The 26,508-nt window shown below is 38.3% G+C and carries 23 protein-coding genes, 1 tRNA gene, 3 rRNA genes and 1 riboswitch; of the genes, 5 read left to right on the top strand and 22 right to left on the bottom strand.

Annotation, left to right across the window (positions count from 1 at the left end; genetic code table 11):
* Nucleotides 1–101 precede the first annotated feature (101 nt).
* Nucleotides 102–911, top strand: coding sequence for a recombination regulator RecX (gene recX / locus ACRYLU_RS11130; RefSeq protein WP_098394227.1), 810 nt, complete (start codon nt 102–104; stop codon nt 909–911).
* Nucleotides 912–1,008: 97 nt separating this feature from the next.
* Here the strand turns inward: recX and rrf are convergent.
* From rrf to gnd, 7 genes are all read right to left on the bottom strand, one after another.
* Nucleotides 1,009–1,124 (bottom strand): 5S ribosomal RNA (gene rrf / locus ACRYLU_RS11135).
* 83 nt (nt 1,125–1,207) lie between these two features.
* Nucleotides 1,208–4,108: ribosomal RNA gene (locus ACRYLU_RS11140) — 23S ribosomal RNA — on the bottom strand.
* Between the two features lie 138 nt (nt 4,109–4,246).
* Nucleotides 4,247–4,319 (bottom strand) — tRNA-Ala (locus ACRYLU_RS11145).
* Nucleotides 4,320–4,412: 93 nt separating this feature from the next.
* Nucleotides 4,413–5,959 (bottom strand): 16S ribosomal RNA (locus ACRYLU_RS11150).
* Together the 16S, 23S and 5S rRNA genes with 1 tRNA gene alongside form the textbook arrangement of a ribosomal RNA operon.
* Before the next feature lie 316 nt (nt 5,960–6,275).
* Complete coding sequence (locus ACRYLU_RS11155) at nt 6,276–7,691, bottom strand: gluconate:H+ symporter (RefSeq protein WP_445080997.1); 1,416 nt, start codon at nt 7,689–7,691, stop codon at nt 6,276–6,278.
* Between the two features lie 134 nt (nt 7,692–7,825).
* Complete coding sequence (gntK, locus tag ACRYLU_RS11160; RefSeq protein WP_003131772.1) at nt 7,826–9,337, bottom strand: gluconokinase; 1,512 nt, start codon at nt 9,335–9,337, stop codon at nt 7,826–7,828.
* A 120-nt stretch (nt 9,338–9,457) separates the two neighbouring features.
* Nucleotides 9,458–10,363 carry a phosphogluconate dehydrogenase (NAD(+)-dependent, decarboxylating) gene (gene gnd / locus ACRYLU_RS11165; protein WP_445081387.1) on the bottom strand — a complete coding sequence of 302 codons (906 nt, stop codon included), beginning with the start codon at nt 10,361–10,363 and terminating at the stop codon, nt 9,458–9,460.
* 192 nt (nt 10,364–10,555) lie between these two features.
* On the opposite strand from gnd, the gene ACRYLU_RS11170 reads away from it, so the two are divergent.
* On the top strand, nt 10,556–11,404 hold the full coding sequence (locus ACRYLU_RS11170) for a MurR/RpiR family transcriptional regulator (protein ID WP_012898662.1): 849 nt from the start codon (nt 10,556–10,558) through the stop codon (nt 11,402–11,404).
* A gap of 37 nt (nt 11,405–11,441) precedes the next feature.
* A complete protein-coding gene (locus ACRYLU_RS11175; RefSeq protein ID WP_010906371.1) occupies nt 11,442–11,750 on the top strand; it encodes a DUF960 domain-containing protein in 309 nt (102 codons plus the stop codon).
* Nucleotides 11,751–11,831: 81 nt separating this feature from the next.
* Here the strand turns inward: ACRYLU_RS11175 and ACRYLU_RS11180 are convergent, their stop codons facing one another.
* The 5 genes from ACRYLU_RS11180 to ACRYLU_RS11200 all read right to left on the bottom strand — a co-directional run bounded on the left by ACRYLU_RS11180 (nt 11,832) and on the right by ACRYLU_RS11200 (nt 15,094).
* Entirely contained in the window at nt 11,832–12,605 is a 774-nt protein-coding gene (locus ACRYLU_RS11180; protein WP_445080998.1) for a metallophosphoesterase, read from the bottom strand.
* 199 nt (nt 12,606–12,804) lie between these two features.
* Nucleotides 12,805–13,050 (bottom strand): 30S ribosomal protein S18, encoded by a 246-nt coding sequence (gene rpsR, locus ACRYLU_RS11185; RefSeq protein WP_003131952.1) that lies wholly within the window; start codon nt 13,048–13,050, stop codon nt 12,805–12,807.
* 174 nt (nt 13,051–13,224) lie between these two features.
* Complete coding sequence (locus tag ACRYLU_RS11190) at nt 13,225–13,725, bottom strand: single-stranded DNA-binding protein (protein WP_003131953.1); 501 nt, start codon at nt 13,723–13,725, stop codon at nt 13,225–13,227.
* Between the two features lie 29 nt (nt 13,726–13,754).
* Nucleotides 13,755–14,048: a 30S ribosomal protein S6 gene (gene rpsF / locus ACRYLU_RS11195; protein ID WP_003131954.1), complete on the bottom strand. Its 294-nt coding sequence runs from the start codon at nt 14,046–14,048 to the stop codon at nt 13,755–13,757.
* A gap of 191 nt (nt 14,049–14,239) precedes the next feature.
* Nucleotides 14,240–15,094, bottom strand: coding sequence for an undecaprenyl-diphosphate phosphatase (locus ACRYLU_RS11200; RefSeq protein WP_058206133.1), 855 nt, complete (start codon nt 15,092–15,094; stop codon nt 14,240–14,242).
* A gap of 182 nt (nt 15,095–15,276) precedes the next feature.
* Nucleotides 15,277–15,459: riboswitch (Lysine riboswitch) on the top strand.
* Between the two features lie 157 nt (nt 15,460–15,616).
* Between ACRYLU_RS11200 and ACRYLU_RS11205 the strand changes: the two genes are divergently transcribed.
* The gene (locus ACRYLU_RS11205; RefSeq protein ID WP_445080999.1) at nt 15,617–17,083 is read left to right on the top strand and encodes an amino acid permease; all 1,467 of its coding nucleotides are present in this window, start codon (nt 15,617–15,619) and stop codon (nt 17,081–17,083) included.
* A gap of 34 nt (nt 17,084–17,117) precedes the next feature.
* On the opposite strand, the gene dnaX is transcribed toward ACRYLU_RS11205, so the two are convergent.
* Genes dnaX through ACRYLU_RS11220 form a run of 3 tightly spaced genes read right to left on the bottom strand, consistent with a single transcriptional unit; the run spans nt 17,118 to nt 19,986 of the window.
* Entirely contained in the window at nt 17,118–18,776 is a 1,659-nt protein-coding gene (gene dnaX, locus ACRYLU_RS11210) for a DNA polymerase III subunit gamma/tau (RefSeq protein WP_445081000.1), read from the bottom strand.
* Between the two features lie 48 nt (nt 18,777–18,824).
* Complete coding sequence (locus ACRYLU_RS11215) at nt 18,825–19,466, bottom strand: phosphotransferase (RefSeq protein WP_445081001.1); 642 nt, start codon at nt 19,464–19,466, stop codon at nt 18,825–18,827.
* Nucleotides 19,467–19,497: 31 nt separating this feature from the next.
* Complete coding sequence (locus ACRYLU_RS11220; RefSeq protein ID WP_003131959.1) at nt 19,498–19,986, bottom strand: GAF domain-containing protein; 489 nt, start codon at nt 19,984–19,986, stop codon at nt 19,498–19,500.
* Between the two features lie 343 nt (nt 19,987–20,329).
* On the opposite strand from ACRYLU_RS11220, the gene ACRYLU_RS11225 reads away from it, so the two are divergent.
* Nucleotides 20,330–20,794, top strand: coding sequence for a chorismate mutase (locus ACRYLU_RS11225; protein WP_259757796.1), 465 nt, complete (start codon nt 20,330–20,332; stop codon nt 20,792–20,794).
* A gap of 88 nt (nt 20,795–20,882) precedes the next feature.
* Here ACRYLU_RS11225 and ACRYLU_RS11230 read toward each other — a convergent pair whose 3' ends face one another.
* The 7 genes from ACRYLU_RS11230 to ACRYLU_RS11260 form a co-directional block, all read right to left on the bottom strand.
* Nucleotides 20,883–21,329, bottom strand: coding sequence for a hypothetical protein (locus ACRYLU_RS11230; RefSeq protein WP_058219796.1), 447 nt, complete (start codon nt 21,327–21,329; stop codon nt 20,883–20,885).
* A gap of 289 nt (nt 21,330–21,618) precedes the next feature.
* Nucleotides 21,619–22,803, bottom strand: a complete 1,185-nt coding sequence (locus tag ACRYLU_RS11235; RefSeq protein ID WP_225513070.1) for a tyrosine-type recombinase/integrase — start codon at nt 22,801–22,803, stop codon at nt 21,619–21,621.
* 259 nt (nt 22,804–23,062) lie between these two features.
* Complete coding sequence (locus ACRYLU_RS11240) at nt 23,063–23,368, bottom strand: bacteriocin immunity protein (RefSeq protein WP_010905062.1); 306 nt, start codon at nt 23,366–23,368, stop codon at nt 23,063–23,065.
* A gap of 121 nt (nt 23,369–23,489) precedes the next feature.
* Nucleotides 23,490–23,654, bottom strand: a complete 165-nt coding sequence (locus ACRYLU_RS11245) for a hypothetical protein (protein WP_058224134.1) — start codon at nt 23,652–23,654, stop codon at nt 23,490–23,492.
* Between the two features lie 333 nt (nt 23,655–23,987).
* Nucleotides 23,988–24,329: a hypothetical protein gene (locus ACRYLU_RS11250; protein WP_225513069.1), complete on the bottom strand. Its 342-nt coding sequence runs from the start codon at nt 24,327–24,329 to the stop codon at nt 23,988–23,990.
* A 278-nt stretch (nt 24,330–24,607) separates the two neighbouring features.
* Nucleotides 24,608–24,931 (bottom strand): hypothetical protein, encoded by a 324-nt coding sequence (locus ACRYLU_RS11255; RefSeq protein ID WP_058223674.1) that lies wholly within the window; start codon nt 24,929–24,931, stop codon nt 24,608–24,610.
* 782 nt (nt 24,932–25,713) lie between these two features.
* Nucleotides 25,714–26,259: a GNAT family N-acetyltransferase gene (locus tag ACRYLU_RS11260; RefSeq protein WP_017865215.1), complete on the bottom strand. Its 546-nt coding sequence runs from the start codon at nt 26,257–26,259 to the stop codon at nt 25,714–25,716.
* Nucleotides 26,260–26,508: the final 249 nt, after the last annotated feature.

Consider the following 26,508-nt stretch of genomic DNA (forward strand, 5'->3'; position numbering starts at 1 on the left):
TTTACAAACAGGTTTATAAACTACGCTTTCATTTCATCTAATTGTTTTACTACACGATTTATAAGTGACAATTTTTAATTATTTTCGTATATAATATAGACATGGGAAAAATCACTGCAATAAAAAAATTAAAACGACTTTACCGCGTCGATTTATCTGGATTTGATGAAGAAAAAATATATCTTTCTGAGGATACAATTGTCCACTTTTTTCTAAATGTTGATAAAGAGCTCGATGATGCAGATTTAGAAGAAATTCAATCTTATGACCAATTTGCTCAAGGAAAATCACTAGCACTCTACTACATTTCCTTTAAAATGAGGACAAGTTCGGAAGTAAGAAAATATCTTAGTGAACACGAAATTGACAATACTGACCAAATTGACGAGGTCATAAATGTTCTTACAAAAAACAATCTAATTAATGATAAAGCCTACGCTGAAAATTTTATTGAAGGAAAAATTTCAATGGGAAGCGCTGGGCCCTATCAAATTAAACAGAAATTAATAACAAAGGGGATTAATTCACTGATCATTGACCAAGCGCTTTCTAATATTTATAATGAAGAAAAACAAATAGATGTTGCCTACAAACTTGCCGAAAAAACAAGCAGAACTTATGGGCAAAGATTGACCTTAAAACAGTTGAAAGATAAAATTATTCAAAATTTAATAAATAAAGGTTTTACGTATTCTATCTCTTCAACTGCTTTAGAATCGCTTGAATTACAAACAGATGAGGAAAATGAAGCCCAAATCCTCTACACAGCACTAGAAAAAGTCGCCAAACGCTATAGTAAAAACTACGATGGCTACGAGCGAAAGCAAAAAGTAACACAAGCTTTGGCAAGAAAAGGTTTTTCATATGATGATATTAGTAGTGCATTACATGATTATACTTTTCCAGAATAAAAAAAGGCCCGAAAAGGCTTTTTTATTTATTCAAACATTTTGTATCTTGAATCTCGTTAGCGAGATAAAAAAAGAGGAGCCATAGCTCCTCCAATTCACTTGGCCACTCGCCTATCTCCCAGGGGGCAACCCCCAAGTACTTCCGCCGTAGATGGACTTAACTTCTGTGTTCGACATGGGAACAGGTGTATCTCCATCGCAATGATGACCAAATCATTAAATGTTACCTTGAACATTCAAAACTAAATAACAATTCTTCTAACTTTTAAACCATAAGCCTATTATATTTGACTCTTTTGGTAAAGTCCTCGAGCGATTAGTACTGGTCCGCTCCAAGTCTCGCAACTCTTCCACTTCCAGCCTATCTACCAGATCATCTCTCTGGGCTCTTAATTCTTACGAATGGGTAATCTCATCTTGAGGTGGGCTTCGCACTTAGATGCTTTCAGCGCTTATCCCTTCCCTACATAGCTATCCAGCCGTGCTCCTGGCGGAACAACTGGTACACCAGCGGTAAGTCCATCCCGGTCCTCTCGTACTAAGGACAGATCCTCTCAAATTACCTACGCCCGCGACGGATAGGGACCGAACTGTCTCACGACGTTCTGAACCCAGCTCGCGTGCCGCTTTAATGGGCGAACAGCCCAACCCTTGGGACCGACTACAGCCCCAGGATGCGACGAGCCGACATCGAGGTGCCAAACCTCCCCGTCGATGTGAACTCTTGGGGGAGATAAGCCTGTTATCCCCAGGGTAGCTTTTATCCGTTGAGCGATGGCCCTTCCATGCGGTACCACCGGATCACTAAGTCCTAGTTTCCTACCTGCTCGAGTTGTAGCTCTCGCAGTCAAGCTGGCTTTTACCTTTACACTCTACGATTGATTTCCAACCAATCTGAGCCAACCTTTGAGCGCCTCCGTTACTCTTTAGGAGGCGACCGCCCCAGTCAAACTGTCCGTCAGACACTGTCTCCCTGGCCGATTATGCCAGCGGGTTAGAGTAACCATAAGTCAAGGGTAGTATCCCAACAACGCCTCAATAGAAACTAGCGTCCCTATTTCAATGGCTCCTACCTATCCTGTACATGACTTACAGGTACTCAATATCAAACTACAGTAAAGCTCCATGGGGTCTTTCCGTCCTGTCGCGGGTAACCTGCATCTTCACAGGTACTAAAATTTCACCGAGTCTCTCGTTGAGACAGTGCCCAAATCATTACGCCTTTCGTGCGGGTCGGAACTTACCCGACAAGGAATTTCGCTACCTTAGGACCGTTATAGTTACGGCCGCCGTTTACTGGGGCTTCAATTCATACCTTCGACTTACGTCTAAGCACTCCTCTTAACCTTCCAGCACCGGGCAGGCGTCACCCCCTATACATCACCTTGCGGTTTAGCAGAGAGCTGTGTTTTTGATAAACAGTTGCTTGGGCCTATTCACTGCGGCTGGCTTTTACACCAGCACCCCTTCTCCCGAAGTTACGGGGCTATTTTGCCGAGTTCCTTAACGAGAGTTCTCTCGATCACCTGAGGCTACTCGCCTCGACTACCTGTGTCGGTTTGCGGTACGGGTAGATATGACTTTACGCTAGAAGCTTTTCTTGGCAGTGTGACATCAGAGAGTTCGCAACCGTAGTTGCTTCCCCATCACAGCTCAATGTTAAAGAGAAATGCATTTGACACATCTCACACCTCACTGCTTAGACCAGAATCCATTAACTGGCATCTCTTAGCCTACTGCGTCCCTCCATCACGATCATATCTAGTACTGGAATATCAACCAGTTGTCCATCGACTACGCCTTTCGGCCTCGCCTTAGGTCCCGACTAACCCAGGGCGGACGAGCCTTCCCCTGGAAACCTTAGTCTTACGGTGGATAAGATTCTCACTTATCTTGCGCTACTCATACCGGCATTCTCACTTCTTAACGCTCCAGCACTCCTCACGGTATACCTTCATCGCGGTTAAGAACGCTCTCCTACCATTGATAAAATATCAATCCAAAGCTTCGGTAATATGTTTAGCCCCGGTACATTTTCGGCGCAGGGTCACTCGACTAGTGAGCTATTACGCACTCTTTGAATGATAGCTGCTTCTGAGCTAACATCCTAGTTGTCTGTGCAACCCCACATCCTTTTCCACTTAACATATATTTTGGGACCTTAGCTGTTGGTCTGGGCTGTTTCCCTTTCGACTACGGATCTTAGCACTCGCAGTCTGACTGCCGAACATGTGTATTAGCATTCGGAGTTTATCTGAGATTGGTAATCCTAGACGGACCCCTCACCCAAACAGTGCTCTACCTCCAATACACTTACATTTCGACGCTAGCCCTAAAGCTATTTCGGAGAGAACCAGCTATCTCCCAGTTCGTTTGGAATTTCTCCGCTATCCACAAGTCATCCAAACACTTTTCAACGTGTCCTGGTTCGGGCCTCCAGTGCGTCTTACCACACCTTCACCCTGCTCATGGATAGGTCACTAGGTTTCGGGTCTACATCATGATACTAAGTCGCCCTATTCAGACTCGGTTTCCCTACGGCTCCGTCTCTTCAACTTAACCTCGCATCATAACGTAACTCGCCGGTTCATTCTACAAAAGGCACGCTCTCACCCATTAACGGGCTCGAACTTCTTGTAGGCACACGGTTTCAGGTGCTATTTCACTCCCCTCTCGGGGTTCTTTTCACCTTTCCCTCACGGTACTGGTTCACTATCGGTCACTAAGGAGTATTTAGGGTTGGGAGATGGTCCTCCCGGATTCAAACTGGATTTCGCGTGTCCAGCCCTACTCAGGATACTGCTAGGTATAAGCGCTATTTCGTCTACGGGATTATTACCCTCTTTGATTAACCTTCCCAGGTTATTCGACTATAATGCTTAAGTCCACGTTGCAGTCCTACAACCCCAAGAAGCAAGCTTCTTGGTTTGCCCTTCTTCGCGTTCGCTCGCCGCTACTTACGAAATCGTTTTTACTTTCTCTTCCTGCAGGTACTTAGATGTTTCAGTTCTCTGCGTTACCTTTACATGAGCTATGTATTCACTCATGAATAACTGCTAGTAGCAGCTGGGTTTCCCCATTCGGAGACCTAGGGATCAAGGCGTACTTACTGCTCCCCCTAGAATATCGTCGTTAGTCACGTCCTTCATCGGCTCTTAGTGCCAAGGCATCCACCGTGCGCCCTTATTAACTTTGCCATGATGATTTATAATCATCGTTTTTCAAGTATAAGTTTGTAAATTCTTTAAAATTCACAGCTTTTGGTTTATTTATCGTTATTAGATATTGTTATTTAGTTTTCAATGTTCAAGTGATTTTAACGTCTTGTCTGACAATGGAGCCTAGCGGGATCGAACCGCTGACCTCCTGCGTGCAAAGCAGGCGCTCTCCCAGCTGAGCTAAGGCCCCACAATCAAGAATTTGATTCTTGCTTAGGTTTATCACTAAACCCCTCAAAACTGAATAAAGTTGAATGCTCACGTCTTTGTATATATTCCTTAGAAAGGAGGTGATCCAGCCGCACCTTCCGATACGGCTACCTTGTTACGACTTCACCCCAGTCATCGGTCTTACCTTAGGAAGCGCCCTCCTTGCGGTTAGGCAACCTACTTCGGGTACTCCCAACTCCCGTGGTGTGACGGGCGGTGTGTACAAGGCCCGGGAACGTATTCACCGCGGCGTGCTGATCCGCGATTACTAGCGATTCCGACTTCATGTAGGCGAGTTGCAGCCTACAATCCGAACTGAGAATGGTTTTAAGAGATTAGCTAAACATCACTGTCTCGCGACTCGTTGTACCATCCATTGTAGCACGTGTGTAGCCCAGGTCATAAGGGGCATGATGATTTGACGTCATCCCCACCTTCCTCCGGTTTATCACCGGCAGTCTCGTTAGAGTGCCCAACTTAATGATGGCAACTAACAATAGGGGTTGCGCTCGTTGCGGGACTTAACCCAACATCTCACGACACGAGCTGACGACAACCATGCACCACCTGTATCCCGTGTCCCGAAGGAACTTCCTATCTCTAGGAATAGCACGAGTATGTCAAGACCTGGTAAGGTTCTTCGCGTTGCTTCGAATTAAACCACATGCTCCACCGCTTGTGCGGGCCCCCGTCAATTCCTTTGAGTTTCAACCTTGCGGTCGTACTCCCCAGGCGGAGTGCTTATTGCGTTAGCTGCGATACAGAGAACTTATAGCTCCCTACATCTAGCACTCATCGTTTACGGCGTGGACTACCAGGGTATCTAATCCTGTTTGCTCCCCACGCTTTCGAGCCTCAGTGTCAGTTACAGGCCAGAGAGCCGCTTTCGCCACCGGTGTTCCTCCATATATCTACGCATTTCACCGCTACACATGGAATTCCACTCTCCTCTCCTGCACTCAAGTCTACCAGTTTCCAATGCATACAATGGTTGAGCCACTGCCTTTTACACCAGACTTAATAAACCACCTGCGCTCGCTTTACGCCCAATAAATCCGGACAACGCTCGGGACCTACGTATTACCGCGGCTGCTGGCACGTAGTTAGCCGTCCCTTTCTGGGTAGTTACCGTCACTTGATGAGCTTTCCACTCTCACCAACGTTCTTCTCTACCAACAGAGTTTTACGATCCGAAAACCTTCTTCACTCACGCGGCGTTGCTCGGTCAGACTTTCGTCCATTGCCGAAGATTCCCTACTGCTGCCTCCCGTAGGAGTTTGGGCCGTGTCTCAGTCCCAATGTGGCCGATCACCCTCTCAGGTCGGCTATGTATCATCGCCTTGGTGAGCCTTTACCTCACCAACTAGCTAATACAACGCGGGATCATCTTTGAGTGATGCAATTGCATCTTTCAAACTTAAAACTTGTGTTTAAAGTTGTTATGCGGTATTAGCATTCGTTTCCAAATGTTGTCCCCCGCTCAAAGGCAGATTCCCCACGCGTTACTCACCCGTTCGCTGCTCATCCAGTCGGTACAAGTACCAACCTTCAGCGCTCAACTTGCATGTATTAGGCACGCCGCCAGCGTTCGTCCTGAGCCAGGATCAAACTCTCAAATAAAGTATTTAAGTCACCTAGGTGACTGGCTTGTCTTTCATTATTGATTGACAGATTTTTGATGTATCTTACTACATCACATGAGTCATTCTTCTTTATTCAGTTTTCAATGGTCTAGCTTATCGCTTCAAGACCCTCGTCTCTTGCGACAACTATTATATTCTATCAAACCTACTTCTCATTGTCAAGAATTAACTGTGACTTTTATCCCTTTTTTTATCTTACGTTCGCTTTTTCCCGCTCCTGTATTCGCTTTATTTCATGCCACCACTAGCTTTGACAAATTTAAAAAATAAGTCAAAATTGACTTATTTTTTTATTAATGTACCCAGATACTCATCAACATGACCATTCCTAAACCTACAACTGCGATAATCGTTTCTAGTACTGTCCAAGTTTTTAATGTTTGTTTGACATCTAAATCAAAGTATTCTTTAAACATCCAGAATCCTGCATCGTTAACATGAGATGCGGCAATTGAACCTGCCCCTATTGCCAAGACCATTAGTGCGGCTGTATTTGGAGAAGCTGATGCAAGCATTGGTTGAACTAAACCTGCTGCTGTTAAAGCGGCCACGGTTGCAGAACCTAAGGCTACACGTAGAATGACGGTAATAATCCAAGCAAGCAGTAATGGCGAAAGTGGGGAATCTTTAAACATACTGGCGATTTGTACTGAAATCCCTCCGTCAATAAGAATTTGTTTAAGGGCTGCTCCACCACCGATAACTAACAATAGCATCGCAATTGACTTAACTGAATCTGCAATTGATACTGCAATTTCTGAATTTTTCTTACGTTGCATCCAACCCATAGTAACCAAGGCAAAGAGTAGTGAAATAATCATGGCCGATACGGGATTACCAATAAACATCATCACATTTTCAACAAAACTTGATGGGTAAGTAGTGGTCGTTACTACTTTTCCTGCTTTCATTGTACTTGTTGTTACTGCGGCAAAGGGTTTCCCATCATTAGTCGCGATAGAATAAATGGTGCTGATTGCCATTAAGATTACTGGCATTAATGCTGTCAAGATAGAAATCCCAAATCCTGGAGTTTCTTCTAATTTCCATTCTTTGATTTCACCAAAGGCGGATAATTTATTTTTTACAACAAAGGCTTCTGGGACCCATTTTTTAGCAATTTTTGTGAAAACCGGACCTGCGATAATGACTGTTGGAATTGCTGCAATAATTCCGTAAAGAAGAACAGTTCCAGGATTTGCGCCTAGTACACCGGCAATTGCAATTGGTGCTGGATGGGGAGGTAAGAATCCGTGAGTTACTGAAAGTCCTGCTGCCATTGGAATTCCGAGATAAATCAAGGGAACGCTTGCTTCTAAGGCAACGGCAAAGACAATCGGAATCAAGAGAACCATCCCAACTTCAAAGAAGAGGGCAATCCCAATAATGAAACTGGCAACCATAATTGCCCATTGAATTCTTTTTTTACCAAAACTGTTAATAAGCGTTTTTGAAATACGATAGGCTCCACCAGCATCAGCAATTAGTCTTCCAAGCATTGCCCCAAAACCAAAAACGATTGCTAACTCTCCTAATGAGCCTCCGATTCCGTTTTGGATTGAAACAGGGATTTGACCAAGTGGCATTCCAAGTCCTAACCCAACTAAAACCGCTACGACAATCAAGGACACAAAAGTATTAATTTTAAATTTGATAATCATCAGGAGGAGGATTAAGACCCCAATTAAAAGTACAAGTAAATCAATCATATATTTTTTTCCTTTCAAAAAATATTGAATAAACTGTGTAAGCAAAATTGACGGCGCTTACAATTTGATTTTAAAAATTAACTCAATACTTATTTGTGATATATAGAAGTATTAAGTCTTTAAAGAATATAAGTTTATTTTTCTTCTTCAAATTTTCTTTGGAAATTGGCAATATTTTCATATTCTGCCAAGAGAGAGCGAGAAAGTCGGATAAATATTGGACTAATTTCTCGGTAAATTTCGAAATTTTTTGGATTGGGTTGGTAGGTTTCGTTTGTTCCTACCATCGTTTCGATTTCACTGATATCTTCAATTAGGCCGAGGGCTTTTTCAGCCATGATAATGGCGGCTAAACAGCCAGCTTCTCGGCTCTCTGGCACATTGATTGGTTGTTCAAAAATATCTGCTAGGATTTGTGTCCATAGTTCAGAACTTGTAAATCCTCCTGTCGCTTGAATCATATTTAGGTCACCTACTACTTCAACAAGGCTAAGCGCAACCATATAAATATTGAAGATAACTCCTTCAAGAACTGATCTAGCCATATGACTACGATTATGTCCGTAGTTTAGGCCAAAAAATGAACCTCTGGCATTGGCATCCCAAATCGGCGCTCGTTCGCCTCCAAGATAGGGGTGGAAAAGTAATCCATCAGCGCCCGGGGAAATGTTTGCTGCAAGTTCCGTGACTTCATCAAAAGAAATTTTCCCATCAAAAATTTGGTCACGAGCCCAACGGAAAACATCTCCACCAGAGTTTACGGGGCCACCGACTACCCAATGCTCTTTGTCTAATGCATAGGTAAATGTGCGTCCTTTTTCATCTGTTTTAGGTTTGTCAGTAACTACTCGAATCGCACCAGATGTTCCAATTGTGATGGCTGCAACACCCGGTTTAATCGCATTTACTCCTAAATTTGATAACGGACCATCGGCTGCACCCCAAATAAATTTGGTGCTGCTTTGAATACCCATTTTCTTGGCATATTCGTGAGGAAGGTTTTCTTCTATCTCATAGGGTTCTACTACTTTGGGCAATTGACTTTCTTTGATTCCAGTCATCTCTAGCGCTTCTTTATCCCAATGAAGTTCAAATATATTGAAGATACCTGTACCTGTTGCGGTTGATAAATCCATTTTATTTGTTCCAAAAAGTCGTTGGAAAATGTATCCTTTAAGTTCCAAATAGTGGGCTGCTTTTTGATAAATGTCTGGATGTTCAGCTTCTAACCAGATAAATTTAGATAAAGGAGCCATTGGATGAAGAGGCGTTCCGGTTCTTCGATAAATATCAAAACCATTTTTAGAGGCTTTAATTTGTTCGGTGTATTTTACTGCTCTTGTATCAGCCCAAGTGATTAATCTTGTAAGTGGCTGCCAATTTTCGTCAAAAGCAATTAGTGAGTGCATTTGTGTACTAAATGAAACGGCTAAAAGTTCGTCTTCATCTTCTAAATTAATTGAAACTTCCCTGATTGTCACTAAAACTGCTTCAAAAATTTCTTCAAGAGATTCTTCTGCCATCCCACTAGCATCACGATAGAGGGGATAGGCTTGGCTACTACTTGCAACTATTTTTCCATTTTTCTCAAAAAGCACTGCCTTAGTTGCTGTGGTTCCTAAATCGACGCCTATTAAATATTGCATTTAGGCTCCTTTTCTTCTATATATTTACTGACAGACTTTAAACTTCTTTCATCATCAGTAGTTTTTTACTGACAGAAGTTTTTTGTCCTAGTTAGCTTACGCTTCTCATCTGTCAGTAAATTATTTTTGTTCTACGTCATGTCCGCCAAAGCTATTGCGCAAAGCGGCAACTACTTTTCCGGTCATGGTATCTTCTTGTAATGAGCGTTGACGCATCATTAGTGACAAGGCAATAACTGGGGCAGGAACGCCTAAGTCCAAGCTTTCTTCGACGGTCCATTTTCCTTCTCCTGAAGATTGAACATGACCGATAATTTGGTCTAGTTTAGGGTCTTTTGAAAATTGTTCTTGAGCAAGCTCCATCAACCAGCTTCGGATTACTGAGCCGTGATTCCATAATTTTGCAACGGCTTCATAGTCATAATCAAATGGTGACTCTTCCAAAATTTCAAATCCTTCAGCGATCGCTTGCATCATCCCATATTCAATTCCATTATGAATCATTTTCAAGTAATGACCACTGCCAAGTTTCCCTGTATAGAGGTAGCCCTCTTCCATTGAGATTGCTTTGAAGATTGGTTCTATAATTGTCCAAGATTTTTCATCATCTCCACCAATCATAAAATTCCCGCCTTGACGAGCTCCAGCCATTCCACCAGAAGTTCCGACATCAAAAAATTTAATTCCTTTTTCTGTCAGTAATTTATTTTGTTCTAAATTATCTTTGTAATTAGAATTTCCACCGTCTATCAGAATATCGCCAGCTGACAGCTTTTCAGAGAGCATTGCAATCGTTGAATTTGTAGGAGTTCCTGCTGGAAGCATCAACCAAACAATTTTGCTTGCTGGCAATTCTGTCAGTAAATTTTCAATTGTACTGACAGCGGTAATATTGTCTGAGTAATCCTTAGCTTCCTCTACCGCTTTTGTATTTAGATCGTAAGCAACAACTTCAATCTCATGGTCAACGGCATTTTTCACAAGATTCATTCCCATTTTCCCTAAACCAATCATACCAAATTTCATCATTTTTTCCTCCGTGGTATCGCTTTCATTTTATACCTTTAGTATAAGTAATTTTTTTTCATTTGTCAACAATATTTTTTGTAAAATATTTTCTGATTTGTCAAAACAATTTCAAGTTAGGAATTTGGAATTTTTGAGAAATCGCCGAATCTTATTTATGGTATAATGTAGTCAATTAGAAGGAGGCTTGATATGTCGCGTACTTTAATCAGCCGAATCCGAAGTTATTATGATAACCTCAGTAAATCAGATCAGGCAATTTCTGACTATTTAATTGCGAATATTGATAGTGCAGCGAGGCTTTCAATTCAGGAATTTGCTCAAAAAACTCATGTCTCTACGGCTACAATTTCCAGATTTTCTAAAAAAATCGGCTTTAATTCCTTCCAAGAATTAAAACTCGCCATTCATGCCACGGACTCGACACGAAACGATGAATTTTTTAGCGAACTTTCACCAACTGACGATTACAAAGAAATACTGACAAAAAACTTCAACGGCAATATTTCATCATTAAATTCTACATTAAACCTTATCACTAACAGACAACTTGACCAAACCATGGAAATTTTGCTCAATGCCAGCACTTGCGGTTTTTTTGGTTTGGGTGGTTCAAACGCTGTCGCATTGATTGCTTTTCATAAATTTTTGAGAATGCCTTTGCACTGCGTTTATCATCAGGATTTTCATTTTCAACAAATGCAAGCTGCAAAATTAACGAGCGACGATTGTGCTTTTGTTATTTCACATACAGGAAAAAACAGAGATACAATGCACTTGGTTGAAATTTTAAAGAGTCGCGGGGTTCCAATTATTGCATTGACTTCTTTTGCGAGTTCCCCTTTAGCCAAAGCGGCCGATGTCGCTCTAATTTCAATTTCTGAAGAAATTTCATTTCGACCTGAAGCTGTTGCTTCCACAGTTTCTCAAATTAGTTTGCTTGATGCCTTGTTTATGATGTACGGAATGAAAATGAAAAATGTTTCTGAAGGGACTTTATCTGAAATCCGAAAAGTCATTCGAGATTCCCGTATTTCCTAGAATTTATCCATTGATCTTATAGAAAGGATGTGATTTTATGGCATTTTCTAACACTAGACGACGCTACGCAAGTTTTGATACCGTTGCGTCAATTCCTGGAGAAGTCATTGATGCCTTTTGGTTTATTATTGACCATCACCTCAAGGGCGTTTTTCCACTAGAAACAATTATCAATTTTGACTTGGTTAATTCGGGTAATTTACTTTCTATTCGTTTTTCTCAAGACAATAGTCCAACAACCATCCTCGTTGATTTTGGCTACCCTTTTAATCCTGAATGGCCTCTACACTACCGAGCCGTTGACAATATGGGACGCGAAACGATCATGACTGCAAGAGAAATGTAATGACAGAATTTTTAACAAAGCTGTCAGTAAATTTTTAAATAAAAAAATAAAAAAATCTGTCAAAATTACTGACAGATTTTTTTAGATGTAGTAATACACAATTTCTGGAGGCACCCCAAAACGAATAGGCAAGAAAGTCAAACCAATTCCACGATTAACATACAATTTTGTTCGGTCATTGAGCTGATACAAACCAGCATCAGCACTACTTGACCCCTTATTACGTAAACGCCAATTTCCTATCCGAATTTGCCCTCCGTGACTATGACCAGAAAGAATTAAATCAAATTCCTTAATTGTCTCCATGTCTAAAATAGTATCCGGTTCGTGAAGGGCTAAAAGCGAAAATGTTGCATCAATGGGCTCAAGTTCAAAATCAGGCCGTCCCTCACGCCAGTCATCAACCCCAGAAATAGATAAATTATCTTTGACAACTGATGAATTTTTCAACAGAACAAAACCAGCTTTTTCTAGAAACTCTTCAACAAACTTTGACGATTTTTCATCATCAAAATCATGATTACCAAGTATCGCAAATTTCCCAAGAGGAGCTTTAAGTTCTGACAATATCGTCAGTAAATCAGTCCAATCTCGATTTTTTGCCCAAGCAACCTTGTCAAATAAATCTCCAGAAAAAATAATTAAATCTGGCTCTTCATTAGCAATATTTCGAGCAAATTTTTTAAAACGATGACTAGTCGTGTGCCAAGCAAAGTGGGTATCGGTAAAATGAGCAATTTTTAAATTTTGTTTTTGAGCGATTTTTACATGTCTCACTTTCATCAAATGAGGCTCTATAAAAATTCCATAAATTAACAAACTTAAGAGCACTGCTCCTATTATCAATTCAATCATTTGTCCATTTTATCATAAATTCACTGACAAAAACATAGTATTAATCAAAAATACTTGATGAAGTTATCAATCTATTCTCTTTTTCTGACAAATTTCTGGTCAGTAAATTCGGACGGAACCAAACATTCTGTCAGTAAATATCAACTCTATTTGTCAAATTTTTATACAAAAAAAGACTACCGAAGCAGCCTTTCATTTATTAGTTTTGGTCTTCAGCTACGAATGGAAGCAAAGCCATTACGCGCGCGCGTTTGATTGCGTTAACCACTTTACGTTGGTTTTTAGCAGATGTACCAGTCACGCGACGTGGCAAGATTTTACCACGTTCTGAGATGAAACGTTTCAAAAGTTCAGTGTCTTTGTAGTCAACGACTTCGATTTTGTTTGCAGCGATGAAGTCAACTTTTTTACGGCGTTTGAAGCCGCCACGACGTTGTTGTGCCATTTTATTTCTCCTTATATTATTTTTAGATGTCTATTTAAAGTTTTCTTAGGATTACGACGTTATTATGAAAAGCCGATTCTGCTTTTCATAATAACGAGTAAGAGGGTTAGGAAATCCGCCATAGCGGGTTTCTCTGAAATAATTAGGCGCTTTAGCGTCAATTATTTCACCCTATTAGAATGGAAGGTCATCATCCGAAATTTCCATCGGTGAGCTACCAAACGGATCAGCATCACGACCGAAATTCGGTGTTGCATTATTGTTATTCGTTTGTGGACGTGGAGTATTATTTGTAGATTGGCTAGGTGCAGAATATGAACCAGCAGAAGTTCCGCCTCCCATACCTTCACGAGCAGATCTACTTTCCAACATTTGGAAACTGTCAGCCACAACCTCAGTCACATAAACGCGTTGACCTTGTTGATTTTCATAGTTACGTGTTTGAATTCGACCAGTTACCCCAATCAAAGCTCCTTTTTTAGCCCAATTCGCCAAATTCTCAGCTTGTTGGCGCCAAATAACGCAGTTAATGAAATCAGCCTCACGTTCGCCATTCGCATTTTTAAATTGACGGTTTACAGCCAATGAAAATGTTGCGACAGCTTGATTTTGAGGGGTGTATCGAAGTTCAGGATCGCGAGTAATGCGTCCTACTAATACAACATTGTTAATCATGATGAACTTCTCCTTAGAAATGAAAGCTCTTAAGCTTCAACTTTAACGATCATATGACGAAGAATGTCAAGGTTGATCTTAGCAAGACGGTCAAATTCGCTCAAAGCTTCTGAAGTTGTTTCAGCTTCAAAAGTTGCGATGTGGTAGATACCTTCGCGGAAATCATTGATTTCGTAAGCAAGTTTACGTTTTTCCCAGTCTTTAGACTCAAGATTTGCAGCACCGTTGTCAGTCAAGATTCCATCGAAACGTTCAACGAGGGCAGCTTTTGCTTCTTCATCAATGTTTGGGCGAATAATATAAAGAATTTCGTATTTAGTCATTGATTTTTCCTCCTTTTGGACTAATGACGCAGGTTGAGTCCTGCGTAAGTTGTGAGTTTTTCCCACAGAGTTATATTCTATCACTTTTTTCTATTTTTAGCAAGAATACATTTAAACTTTCCCTCAGCAAAGAGAAGTATTTTAAAATAAAAAATACCAACTAAAGAAAGTTGGCATAATTTATCTCATTCTCAGCCCAAAAAGGCTTTAAACATTGCATAAATAAGAAGGATAATCCCTAACACAATTCGATATTTCCCAAAGAAAGTAAAGTCATGTTTTTTCACGTAATCGGTCAAGAACTTGATGGCAACCATTGATACCCCAAAGGCAACTATACAAGCCACTAACAAGACCCCAAATTGTTCAAAACTTAAAGAATTCCCATTTTTGAAAAAGTGAAGTATTTTGATGAAACTAGCCCCAAACATAACTGGAATACCCAAGAAAAAGGTAAATTCTGCGGCAACTTCCCGACTTACACCAATTAATAAAGCACCGACAATTGTCGCACCTGAACGCGATGTCCCTGGAAGTAAAGAAAGTACTTGGAATAATCCAATGTAAAGAGCGGCACGATAAGGTAAACGGTCAATATCCATTACGGAAAATTCATGGTTTGGTACCCACCGACGCTCAATGACAATAAATGCTACCCCATAAATAATTAACATGAAGGCAACAGGAACAAAATGGTAAAAATGTTTGTCCAACCAGTCATTAAGTGGTAAACCAATAATCGCTGCTGGTAAAGCCGCAATCAAAACTTTCAACCACAAACGCCAAGTTAATTGAATTTCACGTGGGGTTTTTTGTTTGTCAGCTGGATTTAACTTATTAAATGGATTCAGTTTATGAAAATAAAGAACAACAACTGACAAAATTGCTCCTAGCTGAATCACAACATCAAACATCTCTTTAAAAGCTGCTGATTGATTAAGACGAATAAATTCATCAGCAATAATCAAATGCCCTGTTGAGGAAATAGGTAACCACTCAGTGATTCCTTCAATAATACCTAAAATAATGGCACGAATAAAATCCATATTTTGCTCCTAGAAAATTTCAGTAAAAAGACTGATTTTTATTGACTGACATAGCAGTCCTATCCTCATAAGTATATCATAAATGACAAATGAATAAACTTACAAAGAAAGTGATTATTTGTAATTAATTTTACATTCTCTTCCTTGACATCATCTTAAAATTGCGCTAGAATTACAAATAACACATCGATAGAGGTCGCAACCGATATGAATCTACGCCGAGTTGGAGCACAACAAAGACGCGTATTTAGAGGAGGAGAGGTTGCCGAAAGAATTTTGTTGCTCAGCAAGGTTCTTGGGCTAGTGAGAAAAACTCACTAGACTGTCGCAAATGGTTAATAACCATGCGGAGGGCTATTCGTTCAAGAAAATTTTTAAAATTTTGTCGGACCTTTAGCAATCTATTCTATCTAGTAGGATTGCTTTTTTTGTTTTTCTCAGACTTTTCTAAACTAAACAGGGGTAAGGTTGAGTCTGAGTCAAACAAGTCGGTGTAGAATAAATTTTATTAGGGAGAGAATTTTGGAAAATTCTTCAAACTCAACGACTGAGACGCAAGTAAAACGCGGCTTAAAATCACGTCATGTTTCCATGATTGCCCTTGGCGGAACAATCGGAACTGGATTGTTTCTGACTTCAGGCGATGTCATTCACACGGCAGGACCCTTTGGTGCACTGACTGCCTATGTTCTTATCGGAGCAATGGTTTACTTCCTCATGACATCACTTGGTGAAATGGCCACTTATTTACCCACTTCTGGTTCTTTTTCAGACTATGGAACACGTTATGTTGACCCAGCTTTTGGTTTTGCTCTAGGTTGGAATTATTGGTTAAACTGGGCAATTACCGTAGCGGTTGATTTAACAGCCGTTGCCCTTTGTATCAAATTCTGGTTACCAGATGTTCCAAGTTGGATTTTTTCACTGATTGCCTTAATTATTGTCTTTGCAATCAATGCCTTATCAGTTAAAACTTTTGGCGAAACTGAATATTGGTTGTCAGCCATTAAAATTACTGTTGTTGTTTTATTCTTGATTATTGGTTTCTTATCTATTTTTGGAATTATGGGCGGTCATATTGACGTCGCTAAAAATCTTTCAGTTGGTAATCATGGTTTTGTCGGAGGACTTGGTAGTTTCACTACCGGCGGTGGGATTCTTGGCGTACTCTTAGTCGCTGGTTTCTCTTTCCAAGGAACAGAATTGCTCGGAATTACAGCTGGTGAAGCTGAAAATCCTGAAAAATCAATTCCTAAAGCTATGAATTCTATCTTCTGGCGTATTCTTGTCTTTTATATCTTATCTATCTTCGTGATGGCGGCTATCATTCCATTTACCGACCCCCACTTAGTTGGAGGAGATTCAGCTGCTCAAAGCCCTTTCACAATTGTATTTGAACGTGTTGGTCTCTCTATTGCAGCTTCTATCATGAACGCCGTTGTTTTAACTTCTGTCGTTTCAGCAGCAAACTCTGGAATGTATGCCTCTACTCGGATGCTTTATTCACTAGCTAAAGATGGTGGCGCACCAAAGATTTTCTCAAAAACTTCAAAAAATGGGATTCCTTTCATTGCTTTATTAGCTACAACTGCTGTTGCTTTACTCACATTCTTGACATCAATTTACGGAGTTAGCTTCTTTACATTCCTCGTCTCAGCCTCTGGTTTAACAGGGTTTATTGCTTGGATTGGGATTGCAATTAGCCACTTCCGCTTCCGTCGCGCCTATGTTGCTCAAGGAAAAGATGTTAAAAATTTACCTTATCATGCAAAACTATTCCCATTTGGTCCAATCTTGGCCTTAATTATGACTGTTTTAGTCACACTCGGCCAAGACCCAATGCTTCTTTTTGGTAAAACTTGGGTGCAAGGTGTCATCATGTATGCCGCAATTCCACTCTTCTTCATCCTTTACTTGGGTTATAAATTTAAAAACAAAACGAAACTTATCCCCCTTAAAGAGGTTGATTTAAGTCGTCATAAAGATTAAAAAAAGTCGCTCAATGAGCGGCTTTTTTATTAGTTTAATCATTAATTTCAACTACTTTTTCACCAAAGAGTTCTTTAGCTAAGTTTACCGTTTCATCCGGCTCTTTTTCATCTTCTTCATCTTCTTGAACATTTTCAGATTTTAAATTAGAAACATATTCCGCTCGAACTTCTTGCCAGTCTTGTTCAGCAAGAGAAATAATTTCTGGCGAAAATCCAACAATTGAACTCAAGAGATTCCCACAAAAAAGTTGCAATTCTTCATTTTCACTGACTCTTTTAGCAAGATTCTCATGAGGAAAAGTCACCACAAGGAAATTTTCTGACGCAGCGACAGGCGCTGTATTATTAAGTAAAGCTCGGTCTGCCGGTTTAGTAACTGAAGCAACAAGTTCTGGCCAAGCACTTAGAGCAGCTTTTCTAGCATCATTTGTCGCCTCAGCCAAAGCTTTATAAATTAAATTTTTGTTAATTTGGCGTTTTTTAGACGCTATTGGTTTCGGACTGGCTTTAACTTTTCCTGTCAATAAATTATTTTGTGAATCTGAATTTACCTGAATTTGACCAGCTGAAATTTGAGCTTTCAATTGATTAATTTCGGTTTTTAGAGTAGCAATTTCGGCTGTCAGCTGATTAGGGATTTCTCCTTGCGAGGCTGTCAGTAAATTATTTTGTCCAATTTCAGCCAAACGCATGGTCATGACGTCTGCCGCAATTTTTGTTTGAGTCGTTTCCTTTATCGTTTTCAAACTTTCAATTGCAATATCAATCCATGAAAAAACTTGACCACGGTCATACTGAGAATTTTTATCCAAGAGTAAATCCCGAAGGTATGCTAATAAATCTTCCGTAAATCGAAGCATATTTTTTCCTTCAGCAAAAATCTTATCAAGTTCCGCCAGTGCTTTTGCTTCATCATGCTCAAAAAGTGCCGCAACATATGTTACTAAAGCATCTGCAGCAATCGATCCTGTGACAAGTAGCGCATCATTTTCTTCTAATTTCCCTGATGAAAACGATAAGGCTTGGTCTAATAAAGAGAGGGCATCACGCATTCCACCTTCAGCTGCTTTAGCAATAACATCGAGTGCTTTACCGTCAAATTCAAGTCCTTCATCAGCCATTATTTTTGCTAAATAAGTCCGAATGTCTCCTGTTGTGATTGATTTAAAAGCAAAACGTTGAACACGCGAGATAATGGTTGCTGGAATTTTTTGTAATTCAGTAGTAGCCAAGACGAAAACAACATTTTCTGTAGGTTCTTCGAGTGTTTTCAAAAGTGCATTAAAAGCCCCTGTGGAAAGCATATGCACTTCATCAATAATATAAACCTTATAAGTGGCTTGACTAGCAGCATAAGTTGATTTATCTCGAATTTCTCGAATTTCGTCAACCCCATTATTTGATGCCGCATCAAGTTCAATGACATCATCTAAGCTTCCTTTAGTGATTGAGTCACAAATAAAGCAATTATTGCAGGGCTCTCCATCCACTTGATTAGGACAATTTATTGCCTTAGCAAAAATTTTAGCTGCTGAGGTTTTCCCTGTCCCTCTTGGACCAGAAAAAAGATAAGCATGTGAAATTTGATGATTGACAATCGCATTTTTTAATGTTGTTGCTACAACTTCTTGCCCCACCATTTCATCAAATCTTTGACTTCGATATTTTCTATATAATGCTTGATATGCCATTTTTCTCTTCCAATTTTTTACTTAGTATTCTTTTCATATCCGCTTGTTTCAATAGAAATCTTGCCCAAGACTATAGTTTAAGTCTTTTAAAATTTCAGTTGAAGCATCACGTGATTGAATCAATTCATCAATATCTTGTGATTGATAATTTCTGAGGGCCTGCCTGAGGGCGAACATTCTCGCTCGATTAATCGTTGCCTCATCTGCTTCGGTTGCCGAAAAAAATATTTTACGTGCTTTTTCATCAAAAATCGTCCAAGCAATTGCTAAATCAAAAGCTGGATCACCAATAACAGCTTTGTCAGTAATTTTGACATTAACTAACTTTCCGTCAGTAACTTTTAAATTTTGCGTAAGCAATTCTCCCAAAACCCAAACAGGTTTCTTGGACCATTTTGTTTTTGCTGCAAAATCAAATTTTTCTTGCAAAAGGTCTGCAGGAACAACTTTTTGATAGACTTTCAAAAGTTCTATCATCTCAGCTTCAAAGAAAATCAAATCAGAACCAGCAAAAGCATTTTCAAAACTAGGTAATTTTGCATCTGTTGTTGGTAGCCGATGTAATTGATAGAGAAAACTTCCTAATTCTTGCGCAAATTCACGAACATCTCCAATATTACCTGGATTTACAGATGTTCCTTCTTTTTCCCCAAAACGGTCAGCAATAAATTTTTTTACTATTTCACTCATTTTTTTCTCCGATACCCTTTAAAATTTTGATTTAACCTACTTCAAAAAATTTAAAATCAGTCATTTCACATAAAATGTTAGCAAATTCTTCAAGATATTTTTGGTCGATTTCATCGTAAAAACCAATTTCTGAACTGTCTAAGTCAAGAACCCCAACTAATTTACCGTCTTTAACCATTGGAACAACAATTTCAGACATTGCTCGACCGTCACAAGAAATATAATTTTTGTGTTTCTTTACATTTTCAACAATAATGGTTTGACGATTTTGAGCTGATTCCCCACAAACCCCTTTGCCCATTATAATTTCAACGCAAGATACCGACCCTTGAAATGGCCCTAAAATTAATTTTTCACCATTGTAGAGGTAGAAACCTGTATAAACTTGCTCAGGCAAAAAGCTCCAAAGTAAACTACTTGCATTGGCTAAGTTTGAAAGTGTATAATTTTGTTCGCTAAGAAGCGCTTTTAGTTGCAAATTAAGCAACTCATAACCTTCGATTTTTTCTTCTTTATTCATCTTGTTGCTCCTCAAAAATAATATAATCCATTATATCATTTTTTAAAGGCAAATTTTAGATTAGTTTTGATATAATCATCACTGCTTCTACTACGCTGTCCGTTTTGACTAGCCGCTCAAGCAACTGCCAAAAAGGCAACACGCTAAAGCGTGAATGCGCAGACGAAAAGGTGAAAAGCTATGCTTTTCTAATCTGCAACCTGAAAGCTCCCTTTTCAGTCGCTTCCAGCTATGGCGTCCTTCCTGCCATTTCGCCTTACCAGCTTGCTGGCTTCGAGCGAGCCCTTTTATCCGTTGCTTTAGCAATGCTGACAAAATAGACACCTGTGGTATGGACAACGTAGTGAAACAAAGTAGATACCTTATTACTTCTCTACGCTACGTTGTCCGCTCTCGCTATGTTGCTAAAGCAACAAGTCGAGCCGCACTCACTCGGCGGAAAATTATCGTCCCGCTGAGTTCGGTCATAATGAGAGAAAGAAGTCAGCAACATGAAACGTTGTTTCGTGTTACTGGCTATGATATAATAAAAACCATGAATAAACTAGAAGAACTTCGGAACAACATTGATCAAGTGGACCAAGAAATCGTTCAGCTTCTTGAGAAACGTATGACAATTGTTCAAGAAATTAGCCAAGAAAAACAAGCACAAAAAATTACTATTTTAGATAACTCTCGCGAACAAGCCGTATTAGATTTGGCTCGCCAAAATATTAAAAATTCTGCTTACCAAGAAACGATCATTAATACTTTTAAAGATATTATGAAAAATTCTCGCCTTTATCAAAGAGAAAACCGTGAACAATAAGAAAAAGTTACTGACAAAAATTCTATCACTCCCATCTGCTTGCTTACGCAACTTACAGACTGAGCGATAATTTTTGTCAGTAACTTTTTTATAATTTAAATTGTCCAGCCAAACTGTCTCGCAACATCATGTATTCTAATTGCGGCAAATCAAGCAGAACCAATTTACTATTTTCTAAAAGATTATTTTCTTTCAAGCTGTTAAGAAAACCTTTAATTTCTGTTGTTCCCAAATAGAGACACTCAACAAAAATAATATGTTTTTCCTTGGTCATCTGACCGATAAATCGCGAAAAATCTTCTGGAGTCAGTGCCTGATCAATATCTGAACGACCAACTACCACTAAATCCTCGTTTTCATCTTTAACTGTAGCAGCAAGCTCTTTAAAGATTCCAGAATTTATCTTTTCATCTTTACTTTCCGCTTCAATAGACTCTTCAATTTCAGCATATGCGCCTCGGTCAATCATCGCGACAGTTGCAATTTCACCATATTTTAAAGCAGTCAGTGAATCTTTCAAATCATTGAGTTCCATATTTTCCTATGCAAATCTACTTTTAGTAAAAAGTATTAAGATTCGCTTCCTTTCTCGCATTAAATTCATAAAACCTATCTCAAGTTTACACTGACTTTGTGAATTTTTCAAAAAATATGGCTCTTTTTGTGATTTCAACTTTGATTTAAAGTTTTATCAGTAAAAAATAAGTGCCATTTGCTATAATAAAACTATATAACAAGAGAGAGCTATAAATCCCTTTGTAACAAGTATTCCACTAATTAAAACTATCTTTTTTTACGCTTTTTACTACGTTCGCCCCAAAAAATCATAATGCTTTTAAGATATTGCTGAACTTTTCGGCAGTCTCTTTTTTCTTGTCCTTGGCAAGGTGGCTATATGTATCTAAGGTTGTTGTTATTTTAGAGTGTCCTAACCGCTCTTGTATCTCTTTAGGGTTTACATCGTTGTTCATTAACAAGCTGGCATGAGTATGGCGGAAACCATGCAGACCGATATTTGGAAGTCTTGCTGATTTCAAGTGAGAAGAAAGGCGAAACCTCTCACTTTCATAAATCAATCTTTGACCGTCATAAGAGAATACTACACTATCAGACAAACCTATAACTTTATTATGGTTATTTTGGTATTTACGCCAATTGGCTAAAATTTGTAAAGTGGCATTATCAAGCGAAATAATTCTATTACTTCCTTTAGTTTTGGGACTATCTTGTACTTCTCTGCTCTGTAAAGTTGTCTTTGTTACATTAACAAGTTTTTCGGAGAAGTCAATATCAGACCAATTCAAAGCCAAAGCCTCACCAATACGTAAACCAGTAGCCAATAATAGACGATATAAGGCATTATGTAGCTGGTTCTCTATACTTGGCTCTAACGATTCAAGATATTCTAAGAACATTTTCAGCTCTTTATCATCAAAATACTTAATCTTACTTACAGTTCTTACCTTTAATTTAGGAGGAAAAACTTTAGTAGCTGGGTTGCTCTTTATTGCTCCTAGTTGCATGCCATAATCAAGAATACGTTTGATGATATTGAGCATTATCTTAAAATTTTTACCTTTACCTTTTTCACGCTTACCATTAACTATTACAGCCGTATTAGCATTTTTAGACCAATCGTTAACAATACTTTGTAATAACATCGGAGTTATTTTTGGTAAAACGTATGTCCCAAGAGCTGGTAAAATGTATACTTTTAGATAATTTTTCACTGAACGTACACTATTTGCTTTAACTGTCAGCTTATAACTTTCAAACCAACCCAAAGCCAAAGCCTCAAAGTTATCAAAAACGACTTTTTCCCTTGCAATTGTAGACCCATTATTGATAAAATTGTTTATAGATTGGCGTGCTTTAATCTCACACATTTTTCTACTATTGGCACTTACACTTGTTCGTACTTGCTTACCAGTCAGACTATCTACGCCCAAATAAACGTTAGTTCGGTACACCTTTGTACCGTCTTTTTTTATATATTCTTTAATATTCATACTATTTCTTCCTTTCCATTTTTGTACTAATGTCAGGCAAGGCATGTACGAGGATTGAGAAATATTGTTATTAGAGCTTATACGATTAATTAGTTAACTGGTTTATTAGTTTATAGAGTTATTGAATTCTCAACTGATATAGTATATTTTACGGTATCAACGGTAACAAAGTATTATAAAGCTATATATAATAAGGGTTTATAGTGTTACCTTTCTCTAAGATAAGAGTAACAATAAGGTATCAAGGGTAACAAGATAATTAGAGAGGAATTCCTAAACTAGAGCCAGTACCTGGAAATGCTGGTAGAATCTCTGCAAGTATTTTAGGCAATGTACTATAAAACTCACTCACACTTGGAGATAAGTTACTATTTATGGCATCCAACGTAAAATTTGTCTGCATACGTCTGATGACATTGGGAATATACTCTCCTTTTTCTACTAGATTCTTTGCTTTAGTCAGCACTCTACGTTCTTCTTCTTTTATATCCTCACTAAGGATAAGATTATAAAGTGTATTTAAAAAATCTAATTTTATTTGAGATGTTTTATCATTGTCTGCCATAAATATCTCCTATCAGCTTTTAACGTGGTTCAGGTTTGCACGTATTGGGGGTAATTAAAAAAGATTCAATAATTTACTTATGGAATTGGTGGAAAAAGGGGGAATTTGTTATAAACGACTATTATTTCAATGATTCCGCAAGCGTTAGAGTTTTTCTATCAACTACTCTTATATCTTCATTTTCGAGCCGAACAATATAACAATTTTGCAAAGTTGTAGATTCGTCGCCAGTAACAATTGTGGCAGTTTGTCCGTCTGATAGTTTGATAACGTCGTCTTTTTTCATGGTGTAAATTCTTTCTAAGTTTATAGTGGATATAAACCACTTTGATTATATTGGGGAGTTTGAAATACTCCTTCACGGATGATATGAACTTTCTCTTTTTTCCGAAAGTTGAGAACACAAAAGTGTGGACTCCTCAGATTTAGGAGAGCGCAACTTTGCGCTGAGTGATTATTTAAGTTAATCAACAATGGATAGGGTGTATTTTGAGGTACACCCTATCATTACAGGCTTTCTTCTGTTAATTTAGATACAAAACCTAAGATAGTTAATGAGCCGAATTTTCGGCTGATTGCTAAAGTCGTAAAATGCGACCTCAGGTAGTTCAATTAAAACCTAAAGCAATGATGAAACCAAGAGCCATATAAATAATGCTCCAAGCAATGCTACGACAATAAACCAACTGGCTTTACCTTTCGGAGAATTGGGATTAATAGACCAACCAATGCCATATCTTCTTGGAATAAATAATGACTCTTTATCATCTTTGTACATCTCTTTATAGACAAAGTATGAACCTATAGATAATATAACTGAAAACAATATTAAAATAGCTCCCATAAAATCCTCTGTGCGTTCGGTTTTATCAAGTAGAGCCATCAATATCACCATAACAAGTATAGCTACTAAAGAAATCCATGAGATAATGTCATAAATTTTTGTTTTTGTTTGTTTCATTTTTATCTCCCAAGAGTTTAAATAACTCTTTATATAGGTTGTTAATTAATTTGGTTTATTTTCAAAATTAAACCTAAGCGGCATTTTCCAAAAGGGAAATAAACACTAGTTCCAATTTTGTTAGAGTCAACTAAAATTGCTGTTATGCGGTTTGTGAGTTTGCTCCCGACATCTTTGTCGGTCGCAAAATATGCTATTTCAGAGTGGACCTATAGAGATTTGTACAAAAATGTTCATATCCTATTATTGGTTTTCGAAAAAAGTGAAACCAAAAAACTTTACTCATCATCTATTTTAATGTAGTAGTGTTTAATAAAATATTTTTTAGAAATTACTCTACCGTTTGTTATATCTAAAAAATCCCCGATATCCCCCATAAAACAAACAGAACCAAAACTGTTAAAAGTCCCCAAAACACCCTTTAATCCAATTGCTATATTTCTTTTTGTATTAGGTTTTATTCCCATCATAGTAATTTTTAATCTATCCCCATACCAAGAAAGATAATTCTCTTTAAACGCTTGCTTAACCCAATCAGGTTGTTCATTTGTTTTACTAATTTCCCATACTTCGACTGATTTGTTTTTATATTTTACTTCCATAAAATCATATAACTTCTTTCTTTGATATCATAATATTTTGGTTAGGTAAAACTAGCAAGGTTCTGACAAGTTTAATCACAAAAATGTGAGAAAGTATCCGGCTATTTTGACCGCCCTAAAAAGGGTGTAACGAATCGTTACTACCTAGCAAGTCGCGAATCACGCCCCCCTTAGGACAACCACGAAAATTTCCGTTTTGCCACTTGTGGCAGAAAGCTATGCCGACATCACGTCGGGTTACAACAACATACAAAATTTACATACTGTTATGACCTAATGCAAGGATTCGTTGCGTCAGCTCCCTTGCTAGTTGTTGGCAATTGTTGGCTTGAAATTGACTTGGTACGTCATTGTATTTATTATTATTTGTGTTTTTATATCATTGAAAAGTAGGAATAATAAAGATATATGGTAGAGAATAGTACCAATAATAGAACAATCAACCCGAGGGACTTTATAAAAATAGCAGGAGTACCAGTATAGAACTGCTTAATTATTCCTTTTTTTGAAAAAAGTATTCCAATGATTAAAAATAATACTGGAAGAATAAACACAAATTCTTTTCTAAACCAGCTATATACGCCACCTATACCGATTTTACTAGGGATATAAGCAGGTAGTTTGTTATAAAGATATAGGGATAATAGTAGAAAAGGTATAGTGCAAATGCAATAAGCAGTCACTATTTTTGAATAGATTTTATCAATGAATAATAAAAACTTCATATTCCATCTCCTACCAGTTTTTAGTGACTGGAAACACATAGATTTATAGTGTGATTTTTAGCCGTTTACTATTTTGGAATAAACATAGACATCTTTAAATTCATCTCCATAGACTAAATATTCTTTGAGTGTTGCCTCATGCTCAAAATCTAGCCTCTTAGCTACTGCACAACTCTTAAGATTTTCGGTTTCCGCCATAATTATGAACTTATGAATATTGAGCTCATTAAAAGATATTTCTACTAATCTTTTTACACTCTCCGTCATGATTCCATACCCTTGAAAATCTTTAGATATCCAATAACCTATTTCTGCGCGATGATTTTTTTCGCTAATATTGTGAAGATCCACCATTCCTATAGCTCTATCATTTAAAAGAATTGTTAAAAATAGGGCTTTATAACTGGCTGTTTCTTCTCTAGCAAATTTAATAAAGTTCAGTTCATCTTCTAATGAGTTCGTTTCATCGACCCCTGGAAGCCACCTAGAAATATACGAGCGGTATTTATCAACTATCTCGTACAAGTCTTTTGCATGCTCAACTTCAGGTAAAGTTAGTTTTACGATATCTTTTCCTGTTTTAAATTCTGTAAATATAAACATAATCTATCCCTTTCAAGTACTTTTTATTTTGCGTTCCTAAAGTTTAGGGTTACTAATTCTAAACTAACGAGAATACCCATAAAATAAAATTTACAGGGTTAAGAGTTTTTATAAAAGTGATATGTAAATCCTTTTTTAATTCATGTTTAAATGAATCGCTAAATGATGACTTACTATTTATTGTTGCGTAAACTGCCTTGCAAATATCTAGAAATAACACTAAGAAAAAGACTACAACATATAATAGTG

Source organism: Lactococcus sp. KTH0-1S, from assembly GCF_052544945.1.